The organism is Thermogemmatispora tikiterensis (assembly GCF_003268475.1).
GTDB classification, from domain to species: domain Bacteria; phylum Chloroflexota; class Ktedonobacteria; order Ktedonobacterales; family Ktedonobacteraceae; genus Thermogemmatispora; species Thermogemmatispora tikiterensis.
The window spans coordinates 3,226,711-3,242,706 of record NZ_MCIF01000002.1; the positions used below are offsets into that span (position 1 = coordinate 3,226,711).

Sequence of the window (15,996 nt, forward strand, 5' to 3'; positions counted from 1 at the left end):
TGAGCAGTAAGATGAGGCATACAGCACTATCAGACCTGTTGTCACCCAGATGGCGCGACTGTCCTCGGATCTCCGCCCCTGTAAGGAGTATCTGTATGTCTTTCCAGGTCTTCATCAAAACAGAGAAATCCCTGCATCAACTGGCCAGCGAGATAGGCACGCACCTTTCCTTGCCTCCTTTCAAGCGGCAGCGGACCCGCGACGCGCTCTATTACCAATTTGAAATGCTAGGCATGCTGGTCATACTTCATTATCTTGAAGAAGAAGATCGAGCACCAGAAGTCCTCAATTATCCTTATGTTTTCACGCTGGAGCTGACTTTCACCGAGCATGACCTCGACACCGACGAGCTGGAGTATCGCCTGCAGCCCTACTATGCCCGCCTACTCAGCTTTTATCTAGGAGTAGAGACAGCCTACCACGAGAAGCAACGGATCAATCAGCGCTGGCGCATCCGCTATCATTTCTGTCGTAAGAATCCCAACTGGAAGGAAGACATTCTATACGGCGAGCCAGGCTGGCAGCCGGCGGTTATCGAGGAGCCGCCGAGCGAGTGGCGCAACCAGCTCGTCCCCTGGTGAGTCAGACCAAACCTGCCGCGCTCCTGGCCAGCTTTCGGCCAACCAGTCAGTCTGGCAACAAACGCCCGCCTTACTTTGTCTGCGCCGCTCGCTCCGGTGTTATGAAAGACAGGTTCACTGGCGCGCTGTCGCAGCCCCTTGTCTAAGCGGCCTGATCATGTTACAGTTTTTATCGAGAGCGGTTGCTGCCGCTGCCGCATTTCAGTGATGTCAAACTGCGAGCGTGAGAGTGCATCCTTGCGCAAGCGCATCAGTCAGTACACGAGTGAGTACTCCCCAGTCAGTACCGGGGCGATCGCAGTGGATCACCCTGGTGGGACGGAGAGAGTCCACGCTCCCCACAGCAACGAAAGGCAGGCTATGACTAGTAGCATTGTCGAGGCAGCTATCGGCACAGAACTTCCCCCACTGGTGAAGCCGCCGGTTACTCGTGAACAGCTCCGCCGCTATGCTGAGGCTTCCGGCGATTACAACCCGATTCACCTGGACGACGAGGCCGCCCGCCGTGTTGGGCTTGATGGGGTCATCGCTCATGGGATGCTCAGCATGGCCTTCCTCGGCCAATTTATCGAGCAGCAGATCGCCGCCTATCCCGAGGCCCTGCTCGCCCACCTGAAGGTTCGCTTCGCCAGCATGGTGCGTCCGGGCGATGTCTTGACCTGTCGCGGTCGCGTCACAGCGCGCAGCCGCGAGCCTGATGGGCATGAGCGGATCACCATCGAGTGTTGGGCCGAGAACCAGCGCGGCGAGCGAGTGACGAGCGGAGAAGCCGTCGTCTCTCTGCCATCCGCCTGAGAGAGTGAGTGTGCATCGGTCGACTAACAAGGAGGTTTGCGCATGGTCGAAGCCAGGAACATCAGGGACATCGCTGACCTGCGGCTTCAGTACGACCTGGCGATCTATAACTGCCAGCGCTTTGGCACCTATGAGGCCCTGGTCTATGAGGACCCCCAGCTGGCTGAGCCCCGCCGCTATACCAACGTGGAAATCGCCCGCGAGGCCGTGCAACTGGCCGCCGGCCTGCGCGCGCTCGGCATAGAGACCGGCGACCGTGTGATGGTGATGATCCCGAACTGCCCGGAGGTCATTATCTCCTACCAGGCCATCGCGCGCGCCGGCGCCATCGTCATCCCTGTTCTCCCTCTCCTTAAGCCACCCGAGGTGCAGTACATTGCCCAAAACTCGGGAGCCCGCCTGCTGATCACCAGCCCGCTCCTGCTCCCGCTCCACGGGACCACCCTGGCCCAGGTACCTGCGCTGGAACAGATCGTCTGCGTCGGTGATCTGGCAACCGCCGGGCCGCTGGGATCTCTCCCAGAGGGGAGGCCGCAAGTCCACACTTACCAGGATGTCCTCGCCCGCGGTGCAGAGTACGCCGACTACTACCTGAGCGACCTGCCCGGTATCAACCTGACCCCCGATGACACCGCCGTCATCCTCTATACCTCCGGCACCACGGGCCGCCCCAAGGGCGTCATGCTCTCCCACCGCAATCTTGTCGCCAATGCCGTCAGCGGACGTGGCGTTGGAGGCGATGAGGACCCAAGCGCCGCCGAGAGCCAGGGTGAAACGCATCTGGCCATCCTTCCTCTGGCCCATGCCTTTGGTCTGGTGGCTTCCAATGTGGCTTACCTGAATGGCGCGCGCATCGTCATGCTGCCGCGCTTCGACACCACCGCCGTTTTCTCAGCCATTGAACGCTACCGCGTCTCCGGCTTCGCCGGCGTTCCCGCCATGTTTGTGGCCCTGCTCCACAGTCCCGATGCCGACAGGTACGACACCAGCAGCCTGCAGTACTGTGTCAGCGGCTCGGCGCCTTTGCCGGTGGCCGTGCTGGAAGCCTTCGAACAGAAATTCGGTTGCCGCATCCTCGAAGGCTACGGCCTCTCGGAAGCCACCGCCGCTCTCACAGGCCACAATCGCGAGATGCCGCGCAAGCCAGGCTCGGTCGGCAAGCCACTGCCAGGTGTCGAGATCCGCATCGTCGATGAGAACGACCAGGATGTGCCAGTGGGCGAGGTAGGCGAGATTATCGCCCGTGGCCCTAATGTCATGCAACAGTACTATAATCTGCCCGAGGAGACCGCAGCGGCCATGCGCAATGGCTGGCTCCATACCGGCGACATGGGACGCATGGACGAGGATGGCTACATCTACGTGGTGGAGCGCAAGAAGGATCTGATTATCCGCGGCGGCTTTAACATCTACCCGCGTGATGTCGAGGAGGTTCTCAACCGCCATCCCGCGGTCATCGAGTCCGCCGTGGTCGGCATTCCTTCTGAACGTATGGGCGAGGAGGTTAAGGCTTTTGTGGTCACGCGCGAGCCGGTTGACGCCGAGGCTCTCAAAGCCTTCTGCCGCGAATACCTGGCCAATTACAAGACCCCGAGCGAGATCGAGTTTGTGGACTCGCTGCCGCGTAACCTGGTGGGCAAGATCGATAAGAAGGAGCTGAGGAGGCGTTATGTCCAACAGCCCTCATAGCAATAGCAACCCCTTAGAGACTGCCCCCCTCGCCCAGCTGCAGGGGACGCCGATCGATGCGGTGCTCAACATCATCGACCAGGGACTGGTGCACCTGCCCAGCTACCGCGAGCTGTATTATCGCTGGGAGCGCCAGCAGTGGCAGGCACAGGAGCTGGATTTCAGCTATGACCAGCAGCAGTGGCAGTCTATGCCCGCCGAGGAGCGGCAGGCACGCATGTACGGCCTCTCGGCCTTCTTCAAGGGGGAAGAGTGCGTTACCAACACTCTAGCCCCCTATGTGGTGGCCATGCCCGACGAGGAGATGCGGCTCTTCTTGACGACCCAGCTCGTCGACGAGGCCCGTCATACGGTCTTCTTTGACCGCTTCTTCCGCGAGGTGCTGGGCGTCGAACAGGAGAGCCTCGATGGTGCTTTGCAGGTGGCCGTCGGATATATGAATGAGCATCTGCGCACCATTCTGATCGAGGCGCTGGCGGAGATCGCCGAGCGTATCCGCCAGGAGCCGGGCCAGCTTGCCCACCTGATCGAAGGGGTGACGCTCTACCACATCATCGTCGAGGGCACCATGGCCCTGGCTGGCCAGCGCTCTATTCTGGAGACCTACCGGCAATTCAATCTCTTCCCCGCTTTCCGCGCCGGCTTTACGGCGGTGGCCCGCGACGAGTCGCGCCATGTGCTCTTCGGCGTCAAGTTTCTGCGCGACATGATCCAGCAGGACCACGAGCGCGCTCAGATTGTCTACGCTGCCGTTCAGAAGTATTTGCCAACCGCTCTGGCCGGTCTCACTCCCCCAGAGCGGGAGATCCCGCAGTACCTGGCGGCCCGCGTCGATCCCTGGCAGACCCCGCGCTACGCTATTGAGTCGCTCCGTAAGAAGCTCAAGGGCATTGGGCTGAGCATGGAGCTACCCAGCGTGCCACCGCCGCCCGTCTTTCAGGCATAGGGAAGCAGCAAGAGCAGGCCCAATTGATCCCCTACCTCTAAGTCAGAGATGGGGCAGCGCCTTGCGCAGGCTGATCAAGCCAGCAAGTGAGCAACAGGGCTGAGACTGGACAGCGCCAATAGTCTGTCTCGCCCGCCCCACGCGCTTTTCTGGCTTTCAGCCTGCGCAGGCGGTGGCAATCGACCTGTCGGGTCGGTCTCAATTTGCCCTGAGTCACTGAACGGTCTGAGTCGCTCGAATCTGAGGAGTATGCTACTAATGATGAGCAAGCAGGCTCACCCCAAGGAGAAGGAGGGAAAGAGATGATCACGGCCCTGGTGTTGATGAACGTCGAACGAGGACACATCAACGAGACAGCGCAGCGCTTACTGGAGATTTCTGGCGTAGCCGAGGTCTACTCAGTTACCGGCGATTACGACCTGGTGGCGCTGCTGCGCCTGCCTCGCTACGAGGATCTGGCCGAAGTGGTGACGGGGAAGATGACAGCCATTCCGACGATTAGCCGCACCCACACCCTGATGGCCTTTCAATGCTACTCGCGGGCCGATCTACAACAGGCGTGGGACCTCGGCGTCGAATAGCAAGGCCAGACGAGCGCCACGCTCGCCACCAGGCCGCGCCGGCTGCTCTCTCAACTCAGATGGGCATCCCTTGCTTGCCCAGCTCGCCACGAATGTGGGCGATCTCGCCGAGGTGGGTAAAGCAATGCGTCAGGCAGATCTGGCCAATCGCCTGGATGGCCGGCATTTCGCCCAGGGGTTTGACCTTGACGATGCGCGCAGATAGCTCAGCTCCGCCGTCCTCGACAGACGCCAGATAGTCTTCAAACTCCTGCCAAACACGGTCCGCGTATTGCAGAAACAAAGCCGGGTCAGCGATCCGAAACTGCCGCGCTTCCTCAGTACTCATGCCAGTACCCTGCACACGCGGCGGCAGGCCCAGACGCGCATGCCACTCTTCCTCGTTCCAGAGCGGTTGCCGGCCCTGCAAAATAAAGCGCAAAATATTATCTTCCGTGCGCACACAGTGCCAGATCAGAAAGGCAATCGTATTGACTCGCCCTGGCCCCTGATAGTGCCACTCCTCTACGCTGAGATCGCTCACACTCGCGCGCATCCATTCGTGCAAGCGACGCTGCTCTCGTCGGAAGAAATCGATAATATTCATGGCAAGAGGTTTCCCCTTTCTGTCCTCACCCGGCCTGGTTCTCCGCGACATCGCGGGCTGGGCTGCTGGCTGCCGAAGACCCCAGGTCGAGTCAAGCCAACCTCAGCGCCGGCTAGCTTTCTGGCCTTGTGCTCGCCTCCCCGGACAGGTCCGCAGCGAGCAAAGAAAAGACGGCGCGCTTTCAGGAGCTATTGTACACGCCGTCGTTACACTCTACCATGTTGCTGGCTAACATCTCTCGCTGCCGCGGGAAGCCATCCCGCGGCAGGGAGCCAGATGGCCTGATCGCGGTCGCGCTGCTCTTTCTTGCTGCCCGTCTGGTCGGTCATGCGCCTTGTTGGGTCGGCGAACCTAGCGCGAAAGCAGCTCACCGACAGCCACCTTTTCGGTCAGCAGAGGAGAAGAGGAGGAGGCGGCAAGCGTCTCATTCTCGACCAGCTTATACTCTCCAGAGATCTCTTCGAGCGAGCGACCGCTGGGTTCAGGAAGCGTGAGCAGGGTCAGGACCAGACCAGCCACCGAGATAATGGCCGTGAAGGTCATCACGCCCGGCAGATGGAAGCTACTGAGCAGGAAGGGGAAAATCAAGGCACCGATGAAGGCGCCTACCTTACCCAGAGCAGCCGCAATGCCATGCGCGGTGGAGCGGACCATCACCGGGAAGATCTCAGCGGGATAGACGAAGGTGGTCACATTGGGGCCGAACTCGGTGAAGAAGTAGCTCACACCGTAGACGAGCAGGAACGGCACCGTGAACTGGGTCAAGGCCGGGAAAACCGCCAGCAGCCCATAGGCCAGGGCCATCATGGCAAAGCCAACACACTGAATCCACCTGCGACCCAGGTGATCAATGGTCAGCGCCGCCACAATATAGCCGGGGAAAGCGGCCACCAGGAAGACCAGCAGCGTATAGACCATGTTGAGCAGCAGGCTTGAGTGGGCATCGAGGGCCTTCAAGACCAGCGGGCTGGAGATAGTCGTGCCATAGTAGGCGATATCGAGCAACAACCAGGCGCCGGCGGTACCGATCAGCCAGCGCAGGTAAGGAGCACGCCAGAGCAGGGGAAGCCAGGAGCGCTTCGTGCTCTTGACCGGCTCAGGCTGAGTGGTCCGAGCCTGCGGCTGAGTCCAGGATGAGGAGCGAGCGCCGTTGTGTGTATGGCCATTCTGGCCCGTCACCTGACCGATCGTTGCCGCAGCGGCCTCCAGATCGCCCTGCATCATCAACGCAAAGCGGGGCGTCTCAGCGATCTGGCGGCGCAGATAGAAGGTAGCCAGCGCGGGCACAGCGCCCAGAGCCAGCATAATGCGCCAGCTCAGGTCGTGGTCCAGCCCGGCCAGCAATAGGGCAATAGCTACCAGGGGACCCAGGATCAGACCGACCCCCTGCATCGCAAAGACCATCGTCACCAGCTTACCGCGATCGCGCCGGTTGGCATACTCGCTCATGAGCGTGGCGCTGAGGGGATAATCGCCACCGATCCCCAGGCCCAGGATGAAGCGAAAGATGATCAGCCAGACCACGTTGGGCGCCAGCGCTGAAGCCAGGGCCCCTGCCGCCAGTACCAGCAGGGTGAAACCGTAGATCGAGCGCCGTCCCACGAAGTCAGCAAGGCGTCCGAAGATCATTGAGCCGAGGGCCGCGGCGATCAGCGAGGTGCTGCCAACGAGGGAAATCTCAAAATTGCCGAGGTGCCAGAGGGGCGTCAGGATCGCGAGGACAACACCAATAATAAACAGGTCATAGGCGTCTGTGAAGAAGCCCATGCCTGAGGTGATCATCGCTTTCCAGTGGAAGCCCGACAGGCTACTGTTGTCAAGGGCATGTAAGACAGATTTACGCGCTTCAATAGCACTGTCCACGGCGACAATCCGGGATGGCTCTCCGCCATCAACCATATGTGTTGTGTCTCCTTGCTTCAGGGACATGTTCGTGACTCAAACCAGTTCTAGCAGAATCGTAGCGCGTCAATGTTATGGCTTTGTTAAGTCAGCTTTAAGGCTGGTTAACAAACGAGGCTACGCGCTACGCCTGCTCCCCGTGCCTGTTCCCTCGAATCCGCTGGAGGAGGGCGCTGGGGAGCCACAGCACCGCTTCGACTGGCCCGCCCGCAGGCGCAGGACGCCTACCTGACTGATTTGGTTTGCTGCATCCTTTTTCCCTTTCTTCCATTACATTACAACACAGGCCAACCGCCCAATCATGCCCGCTTCTGAGCCAGCAGCGGCCCCAGCTCCAGCCCCATAGCAGGCCAGGATCAACCGGGCCAGCCAGACAGCAGGTAGACAATGCACTCCTCTGCTGGGCGGGGTGAAGACAGCCACCCGCACAAGCCTTATTCCATGCCACGGAGGTGATAGGTATCGTTATAAGAGAGCAGGTGCCAGCAGGCATGTTTTCTGGAGAATGACGTACCATAGTACCAATGAGTAATAGAGGTATTCTCTGTACGGAAGAGCACAGAAGGGATAGAAAAAGAGCTGAGGCCAAAGAAGTAGATAAACGAGCCATCGATCACGCCGCCGTGGCAGACCACCACGATAGTTTTACCGGCGTATTCGTGAGTGATGCGCTGCAGAGCACGCCCGACGCGCAGCATGAACTCTGGCCAGCTTTCGCCCTCTGGTGCGACTGGCTGGAACAAATTTTGCTCAAAATTGGGGGATCCAAAACGTGCAACAAACTCCTCCTCGCTCAATCCGGCGGCCTGTCCCTCGCGCATCTCCTGTACCTCGTCATCAGGGATAATAGGGAGGCCCAGAGCTGGTGCAATAATCTCAGCGGTCTGATAGGCGCGGCGCAAGGTACTGGAGATCAGCACATCGGCGGCGATCTCGCCCGTAGCCAGACGATCACGCAGACGTTCGGCCTGCCTGATGCCCCGAGGAGTGAGGTCCAGGTCGCCGAAGCGGTGCTGAACAGCGTTGAGAGCCTCGGCATGCCGGATCAGATAGAGATGAGTCATAAGCAGGGTCTCCTTTGCTCTTTTCTCAAGGAACAGGCTCAGGAGTCGACGCTGAGCCACAAGCAGAAGGATGCTGGAGCCAGGCGAGCAACTGACCATGAATGGATCAGGCTGACAACTGATCAGCCTGATCGTTCCGGTCGTTGGTCGTGCCAGGCAGGCTTAGGCAGTCAGTCCTGTCCGCTCCTTTCTTTCTCTCATGCTACCATCTTTCAAAGCAGCCGCACAACACTGGGGATAGCAAGCGTTGGCTGGCAGTCAGAGATGAACGGTATAGTATAATGAAATGAAGTGATTCAGAGTGATGCCTTCCTACCTTAGCCAGCCAGAGAGACGAGGATGGAGAAGAACCGTGGCGCGCAAGATTCTCGTCGTAGATGATGAGGAGGTTCTGGTTGAAACCATCGCCTACAACCTGGAGCAGGCCGGTTACCAGGTGATCACAGCGGCAGATGGTTACAGCGCCCTGGAAGCGGCTCGTAGCGAGCGCCCTGACGTCATTCTGCTCGACATCATGCTGCCAGGCCTCGATGGATTGGAAGTCTGCCGGCAGCTGCGGCGTGAGGCAGAGACCGCTACCATCCCCATCATTATGCTCACCGCTAAAGGAGACGAGATCGACAAAGTCGTCGGCCTGGAAGTGGGAGCGGACGACTACGTGACCAAGCCCTTCGGGCGTCGGGAGCTGCTGGCGCGGATTCGAGCCTTGCTGCGTCGCGTTGAGTACGGTAGCGCTTTTGACGAAGAGAGTCTGCGAGGCAGCATCGAAGCGCCCACACGGCCCAGGCGCGAGCTTGTAGCTGGCCCCCTGCGCATCGATCTCGACGGCCGACGCATCTTCTGTCGCGATCAAGAAATTGAACTGCAACCCAAGCAGTTCGATCTGCTTGTCTATATGGTGCGTAACCGTGGCACAGTGCTCACTCGCGACCAGCTCCTCCATAACGTCTGGGGCTACGACTATGTCGGCGACACACGCACCGTGGACGTACACGTGCGCTGGCTGCGAGAGAAGATCGAAGAAGATCCCGCCAACCCCAAGCTCATTCAGACCGTGCGTGGCGTCGGCTACTGTTTCCGTCGCTAGGAGTTGAGGAGGCAAGGCGGGGCGAGGAAGAGCGTGAGCCAAGCCAGCAGTCCGCCCATACTTCCATCTGCTTTGGGGGGAAGCGAGCAGAGCGGTACCCCCTTCCCCCCAAGAAGGCGCCGCTTCTCCGGCTCCAGGGCAGGCATTCCGCGAGCAGATGGGCGGGCGGGGAGTGTGCCAACCAAAGCAACCCAAATTCATCGGCAGAAGGAGTTCACTATTGGACCTGTTGACTACAGCACCACTCAAGCTTTCTCCAGAAGCACCCATTGACCTCCACATGCACACAACCTACAGCGATGGGCGCTGGACAGCCGAGCAACTGATCGCCTATCTGGTACAAGAAGGCTTCGCGCTGGTTGCCGTCACTGATCATGACCGTGTTGACACCATCAACACGGTGCGTCAGCTAGCAGCAAGCAGAGGGCTGCCAGTACTCGCTGGTGTAGAAATGAGCACCACCTGGCGCAACCACCCCACGCACGTTCTCTGCTACGGCTTCGATCCCGAAACCACCCTGTTGCGCGAGGTCATTGCAGACGTCAAGCGTCGGCAGCATGAACATACATGCGAAGTTTACGAGACCCTCAAGAGGCGGGGCTATAACTTTCCGCGCGCCGCCGAGCTGCTCGCCGCCAGCGGAGGCGAGCCGCAGCAACTGCGCGACACCGTCCTTCTCCTCATCGAGCACGGCTACGCTCCAGACTGGCCGCATGCAATGGAGATTCTGCGCGAGGCTGGTCAACACAGCATTCATGCTGAGATGGCTGCGACCGTCGAGGCGGTTCACCGCAGCGGGGGAGTGGCTCTGATCGCCCATCCAGGGCGGAGGGAGCGAGGCTTTACCTTCTACGATACCGCCCTCCTGGAGGAGGTGCGGGCCGAGGTGCCGCTAGACGGTCTTGAGGTCTATCATCCCTATCATAGTCCCGAGACGATCGAGAGCTATCTCGCTTACGTCAACAAGCACGACCTGCTACTGAGCACCGGCTCGGACTCACATGGGCATGCCGGGCGCATGCCTATCAAGTACCGCGCCGAGATTAGCCAGCGTCTGCTGGAGCGTCTCGGCGTCCAGGTAGGATAGAGGCAGCTGCCTCTATCCTACTCGCCATTGTGGACAATATACCAATCGGTTGAGGTCAGTCCCTGATAGGAGACCGTCTTCTTCACGACGCCCGGCGGCGGACCAGGGAACTGTTCGACCGGCTTGCCCTGTTCCACCAGTAGCATCGTATCGTGCCAGATGGGACCAGCACCGTCGACCCCAATGACGTTGATCATCGGCGAGTTATCATCGTTGCCAACCCAAACCCCCACCACCGCGTCGGGCGTATAGCCTACCGTCCAGTTATCCATGAAGTTCTCTGATGTACCCGTCTTAGCTGCCGCGGGACGGACCACGCCGGGATTGCCAGCATAGCACTGCTGCTGAGTGTTGCTATAGAGGTAGAGGGCGCTGCACTTACCAAACTCATAGGTGCGGTTGTTGTTATCGCTGAGCACATTAGTGACCACAAAGGCCACCTGGCGACTAATGACCCGTTTGCCCTGGGGCACGAAGCGATAGATCAGACGCCCCTGCGAGTCGGTCACCGTGTCGATAGCATGCGGTGGGACACGAATGCCACCGTTATCAAAAACGGCGTAGGCGGCGGTCATGTCCAGCAGATGGACGCCGAGTGTGCCCAGCACCATCGTGTAGTTGGGGGTACCAACATAGCTTGTAATGCCCATTGCCTCCGCCGTCTTGAGGGCCTTATCAACACCGACCTGCATCAGCAGTTTGACCGCCGGGATATTAAACGAGTTCTGCAAAGCGAAGCGGTACGTGATCAGGCCGTGATAGCTCATATCGTAGTTATGAGGCGTATAGGGCGGCAGGCCGCAGCACATCTGAATGGTCAACGGGCCATCGTAGACCGGCATGCCCGGACTGATTCCTTGAGCAAAGGCCGTGGCATAGATGAACGGCTTAAAGGCCGAACCGGGCTGGCGATAGCCCTGGGTTGCCACATCGAATTGGCCTGTGTTGGGATCATTGGGATGAATGTTGCCGACCAGGGTGCGGATGGCCCCCGTATGCGGGTCCATTACGACCACCGCGGCATCGCTCATATGGTGGGCAGCCATCTTCTGAATCTGCTGCTGCGCGATCTTGAAGACTTGCTTCTGCAGATTGAGGTCCAGTGTGGTGTGAACGATCAACCCACTGCGTGCGAGCTGGGAGACCTTCACATGCAAGACCTGGGCCAGCTCGTTGAGGGCGTAATTGATGAAGTGTGGGGCATCGGGGCTGTTCTGTACCACGCCGCGGTGCAGGAAATTCGGTTGCTGCATCTCCACAATAGCAGCCCGCTCCTGCTGGGCAGTGATGTAACCCTGAACCCGCATCTGATGGAGCACATCCTTGGCACGCTGGAAGGCAGCTGGCCAATTGATGAAAGGATCACGCGCGATCGGAGAGCTAGGGATGCCAGCCAGCATGGCCGACTGAGCAATGTCGAGCTGAGCCGCAGCCTTCTTTGTCGGAGTATCCTTGAGACCGAAGTAGGTGAAAGCTGCTGCTTCGGCTCCATAGGCCTGCTCACCGTAGTAGACGGTGTTCAGGTACATGGAGAGAATCTGCTCCTTGGTATAGTACCGTGTTACCTGCGGAGCAAGAATGATTTCTTGAAGTTTTCTAATAATGGTATCTTTATTACCAACAATGGCATTTTTAATGAGCTGCTGAGTGATGGTGCTACCACCAGAGACGATGCGACCGTGGGTCAGATCGTCGAGGGCGGCGCGCACAATACCAGTGATATCGTAGCCTGGGTTATTCCAGAAGTTCTGGTCTTCGATAGCGATTTCAGCATGCTGTAGATGGATAGAGATTTGCGAGAGCGGGACCGTCGTCTGCAGCCCTTCGCTTGTCATCTGATAGATCAGATCGCCACTGGCATCATACATCTTCAGGTTATCCTTGGGAAGAATATCAGCCAAAGTGACAACCTGTTGTCCGAAGCGCTCCTGGGTAGCGCTGACCAGGCCCGCTACTCCAACCAGCACGCTGGCGAGGACAACGATCACCGCCAGGGAGATGACAGCTAGCGGCATCAGCGTCCACTGGGTGCCAATCTTCTCAGCGAGCGCGTAACGCAAATTACTGCGATGGAGGTTCTTGCGCTTATAGTGACGCCTGAGACGCCAGCCACGCGGGTGGGTCACCAGATGGGGAGCCTCATAGTAGACACCCACCGGAGGTTTCTCAGGGCGTTCCTCTAGCCGTTGGGCGGCAGCTGCCCGGCTATTGGCCGGCAGACGGGCAGGAAGGTGGAGCACCTCCGTTTTCTCTCCTGCCGACTCTTCTTCCAGAACCTCTATCTGCCTCTCGTCGGACATAGTCTACCCCTTCTTCTCTCTCCTGCTTGCTTGCTGATTGCACGGCAGGGTCTGCACTGGGGCTTCCCCTGCCTGCACTGCTCGCCGCTGATCTTGCTCCTCGGAGACAGTTCTCACACCGACCCGCGCCCTCCAAGACGGGGAGTCGCTTGAGAGTCAAGCGGGTCCTTATATCCAGGATAGCAGATAACAGAAACTGACAGTTTATCTCAATGGAGTGAATTTCACAGGAAATGCAGAATTATGTCTGCTCTTGCCGCTCCGCCCTCCAGGCTGGAGTCGCCACAAGAGCATGGCTTTACTACTGCTGTGCTTGCTTCTGGTCGTACCCTTATTCACGAACGAATGAGCGGCACTGCCAGTCACCAGCCCCTCCTCCGCACCGTTTCCCGAGTTATATTGATATTGTAACACAGAATGTATCTTTAATTCAATTGCGGATCGGGAGTTACGGAATACTTTCTAGATTACTGCTGAGACCTATCGCCGGCCCATCCCCCGGAGCGTGGCGAACCTGTATTGCTTACAGGTGGTAATACGTCGATCCTTCCTGTTTCGTATCGGGTGGGCTGGCTCCATAGGAGAGAAAGGTAAGCAGGCAGCTAGAGCGGGCCGACGGGGCTGACGAAACCAGGGGTGGGGTGGTAGAGAAGGAGTCAGTCGGAGGCCAGACGAGGGGAGATAGTAGCGGAGCTGGCCGTTAGGGAGTCAATCCGACCGGCCTGAGTGCGCTGTTCCTTCTCTGGCTGAGAGTATGTTGTCGGAGGGCTGGCACAGGGATTCCTCTTGAGCCAGGCTGTTTCCGCTCGGATCGCCCGTTGTTTGGGCAGGGGCAGGTGGCCGACTTTCGTTCTCGCCGAGGGCGGCCTCGATCAGGGCGGGCAAGATCTCGTTGGTCAGGCGTTGGATTTGGTAGAGACTTTCGGCCCAGGGTATCTCCTGATGATCGCGAGTTCCCTGGACTTCGGCTAGCTGGATCAGAGTCTCGTCGACGAGGCTACGAAAATAGAGGAAGGCGCGTACAGCGTCGGCCACTGGCACATGGGAAGAGCGGGTAATCGAGCCATATTCGTGGCCGAGGCGGGCGGCCTCATGCAGCAGCTCGGGATAGGCGCCAGCATCTGTCAGAGCGCGCAGCAGCAGCTCCAGCAGGCGTCGTCCGAGGCGGCGATAGGCTTCGCGGGCAGCCTCATCGAAATGGCGATGCCAGGGCAAGCGATCCAGCACGCCTTCGGCCCAGGCCTCGCGCACGCGCCCCAGCACGCTTTGCACGAGAAGGCGCGCAGCCGGGCGCGGCTTGCGCTCGCTTTCCTGACGCAGGTGGGCCTCGATGTCGGAGCGGCGAAAGCGGCGATGGCCTCCGCTGGTACGTCGTGAGGGCAGGGCATTGCGGTCGGCCCACAGGCGCACCGTCGCTGGATGCATCCCCAGTAATTCTGCGGCCTCGCGCAGACTCAGCCACTCCTCCTCTGGCCGTGGTGTAGAAGCAGACGTCATGGCCCGACCTCCCTTCAGAACCAGGGCCGGTGTGGTGCCGACAGATGAACGGCAAACGGCTTAACAAAGGTCTGGAGTACCTTGTATACGTAATGGTTCCCGAGCTTCACGAACTGACAGCACGTCTCTCCCCTGTAAATAGATTGTATGGGAATTGTGCATGCCCGTCAAGGCCGCTCTCTTCAGGCCCTAAGACCGACTACGCTGCTATCAACCAATGGCTTCCTCTACTAACCTTTCGATAGTGGCCCGATCCCCGCCAAATGCTGCTCCAGACGCTGAATCGCCAGATCCCTTAGCCGAGCAGGCACTTCAGGAGTGAGCGCCCGCCTCAATGCCGGATTGACAATGTAGTAGTCCCCTTCGGCACTGGCTTCCAGCCGCCCTCAACGTTCAAAACGTGGAAAGGGATCAATACGTATGATGTCAATGAAGGCGCTTTCTTCAAGCTCTGAATCATCAATCGCTGCTCTACTCCTACCTCGCTGTTTCTCACGCGGTAACCCTCTCTGATCTCAAAACTGGTAGAAGAGATGAAAGCAGGCAACAGCATGATATTGCAAAAAGAAGTCGCAATCATCAGTATGATCCAGCATGACAATACAAAGAAGCATTTGATAGGCGTAGACCAGGCGCGTCCCCTGTAGATCGTGCTCCAGCTCTTCCAGGCCTGGCGCTGTAGCGGTTCCGGTACGACGAATGCAGGGCACACCGCCGCAGGCATCCCTTCTTTGCGCAAATAATCGGTGTAGTCCCGCTCTCGTATATGACGTCCCAATCCCTGTTCAGTAGCTTCCAAACTTCTGTACAGATCCTCTGTAAGGGGATGAGCCTGGAGCCGGTAACCCTCTAGCAATGCCTCTAGCCTGGTAAATAGCTCAGTGAATCGCTGCCCCTCAATGAGCAGATTGAGTTCGATGTTGAGGTCAAGACCGCTACTGGTCAGATTCGATGAGCCGATCATAGCCCAGGCTAACCCCTTGTTAACGCCATAATAGACCTTGGGCTGAAAGGTGCTGCCAGACTCGGCGAGGTCGACAAAAACCTCTGCTCCCAGCTCCTGAAGCTGTCTGAAGGCCACTACGCGATTGATGGGAGCGATGCCTACGGTGATCCGCGTGCATCTGGCGGCTTTGATGAGCTGACTGAGATTGAGTACTCCACCAGGCGAGATATAGGCTACTGCTAGTTCTAGATCCATACCCCTATAACGCTGAGCTATTTCTTCCAGCTTCTCCAGGGGCTGATGAACCAGGCAGACACTCACGTTGGCCATGAGTTGCTCCTCCTCTGCTCCAGGTGCCTTTCAGCCTCTCTCTTCTCTCCGGCAACGAGAAAAGCAAGGAGTCCCTGAGTGAGAGGGATCTATAATACTGCTTGCCAGTTACTCCTTCTGGCTTGCTTTTTTCTCGACTTACAGTCCAGGAAAGGAATCCGCTAACGAACCTGGTCATGTTTGTCATTGATGAAGCCAAAGAGAGCGGGAAAGACAAAGCTGAATGGTTCACAGCGGGCATCTGGCCATCTGCGCTGTTAAGGGAGGGGGCTGGTATGGCAAGCATGGCTATGGTACAATAGATGCCAATCAGCACGAGAGCAAGGACGCAGGCGAGGCCCTTCCACCGCTAGATCAAGTAACCCGGCTGGCTCACTTTGCTGGCTGGTTAGCAGGCACGCTGGCTGACTGGCGTTCGCATCGCCTCCTCTCAAAACCCGTCGTTCGCCCGCAAGGCACGCGCCACAAACCACTACTGCGGCTCGGGCAACAAGAGAGGAGAGAATAGGATAGCAGGCCACTCCGCTAGCTTCGCCCAGGACAAAGATACTGATCACAATGCGCGACGCGCATAGACGTAAGGGCTATCGCAAGCACCAGGGAGA

Annotated in this window: 13 protein-coding genes; 7 read left to right on the plus strand and 6 right to left on the minus strand. The window is 58.7% G+C overall.

Annotation, left to right across the window (positions count from 1 at the left end):
* Window positions 1-95 precede the first annotated feature (95 nt).
* The 5 genes from A4R35_RS13025 (at window position 96) to A4R35_RS13045 (ending at window position 4,592) form a co-directional block, all read left to right on the plus strand.
* Window positions 96-581, plus strand: coding sequence for a hypothetical protein (locus tag A4R35_RS13025; protein WP_112430023.1), 486 nt, complete (start codon window positions 96-98; stop codon window positions 579-581).
* A gap of 360 nt (window positions 582-941) precedes the next feature.
* Window positions 942-1,376, plus strand: coding sequence for a MaoC/PaaZ C-terminal domain-containing protein (locus A4R35_RS13030; protein WP_112430025.1), 435 nt, complete (start codon window positions 942-944; stop codon window positions 1,374-1,376).
* A 42-nt stretch (window positions 1,377-1,418) separates the two neighbouring features.
* Entirely contained in the window at window positions 1,419-3,065 is a 1,647-nt protein-coding gene (locus A4R35_RS13035; RefSeq protein WP_112430027.1) for a long-chain-fatty-acid--CoA ligase, read from the plus strand.
* On the plus strand, window positions 3,046-4,011 hold the full coding sequence (locus A4R35_RS13040; protein ID WP_112430029.1) for a ribonucleotide-diphosphate reductase subunit beta: 966 nt from the start codon (window positions 3,046-3,048) through the stop codon (window positions 4,009-4,011). The genes A4R35_RS13035 and A4R35_RS13040 overlap by 20 nt, the downstream gene beginning before the upstream one ends.
* Window positions 4,012-4,313: 302 nt before the next feature.
* The gene (locus tag A4R35_RS13045; protein ID WP_112430031.1) at window positions 4,314-4,592 is read left to right on the plus strand and encodes an Lrp/AsnC family transcriptional regulator; all 279 of its coding nucleotides are present in this window, start codon (window positions 4,314-4,316) and stop codon (window positions 4,590-4,592) included.
* A gap of 55 nt (window positions 4,593-4,647) precedes the next feature.
* On the opposite strand, the gene A4R35_RS13050 is transcribed toward A4R35_RS13045, so the two are convergent.
* From A4R35_RS13050 to A4R35_RS13060, 3 genes are all read right to left on the minus strand, one after another.
* Window positions 4,648-5,178: a DinB family protein gene (locus A4R35_RS13050; RefSeq protein WP_189361764.1), complete on the minus strand. Its 531-nt coding sequence runs from the start codon at window positions 5,176-5,178 to the stop codon at window positions 4,648-4,650.
* A 351-nt stretch (window positions 5,179-5,529) separates the two neighbouring features.
* Window positions 5,530-7,077, minus strand: a complete 1,548-nt coding sequence (locus tag A4R35_RS13055; RefSeq protein ID WP_112430035.1) for an MFS transporter — start codon at window positions 7,075-7,077, stop codon at window positions 5,530-5,532.
* A 437-nt stretch (window positions 7,078-7,514) separates the two neighbouring features.
* Window positions 7,515-8,144, minus strand: coding sequence for a histidine phosphatase family protein (locus A4R35_RS13060; RefSeq protein WP_112430037.1), 630 nt, complete (start codon window positions 8,142-8,144; stop codon window positions 7,515-7,517).
* A 352-nt stretch (window positions 8,145-8,496) separates the two neighbouring features.
* Between A4R35_RS13060 and A4R35_RS13065 the strand changes: the two genes are divergently transcribed.
* Window positions 8,497-9,231, plus strand: coding sequence for a response regulator transcription factor (locus tag A4R35_RS13065; RefSeq protein ID WP_223258322.1), 735 nt, complete (start codon window positions 8,497-8,499; stop codon window positions 9,229-9,231).
* Between the two features lie 280 nt (window positions 9,232-9,511).
* The gene (locus tag A4R35_RS13070; RefSeq protein ID WP_223258323.1) at window positions 9,512-10,318 is read left to right on the plus strand and encodes a PHP domain-containing protein; all 807 of its coding nucleotides are present in this window, start codon (window positions 9,512-9,514) and stop codon (window positions 10,316-10,318) included.
* A gap of 17 nt (window positions 10,319-10,335) precedes the next feature.
* Here A4R35_RS13070 and A4R35_RS13075 read toward each other — a convergent pair whose 3' ends face one another.
* The 3 genes from A4R35_RS13075 to A4R35_RS13085 all read right to left on the minus strand — a co-directional run bounded on the left by A4R35_RS13075 (window position 10,336) and on the right by A4R35_RS13085 (window position 15,391).
* On the minus strand, window positions 10,336-12,618 hold the full coding sequence (locus tag A4R35_RS13075) for a transglycosylase domain-containing protein (RefSeq protein ID WP_112430041.1): 2,283 nt from the start codon (window positions 12,616-12,618) through the stop codon (window positions 10,336-10,338).
* A gap of 708 nt (window positions 12,619-13,326) precedes the next feature.
* Complete coding sequence (locus tag A4R35_RS13080) at window positions 13,327-14,115, minus strand: helix-turn-helix domain-containing protein (RefSeq protein WP_112430044.1); 789 nt, start codon at window positions 14,113-14,115, stop codon at window positions 13,327-13,329.
* Window positions 14,116-14,446: 331 nt separating this feature from the next.
* Entirely contained in the window at window positions 14,447-15,391 is a 945-nt protein-coding gene (locus A4R35_RS13085; protein ID WP_112430046.1) for a phospholipase D-like domain-containing protein, read from the minus strand.
* Window positions 15,392-15,996: the final 605 nt, after the last annotated feature.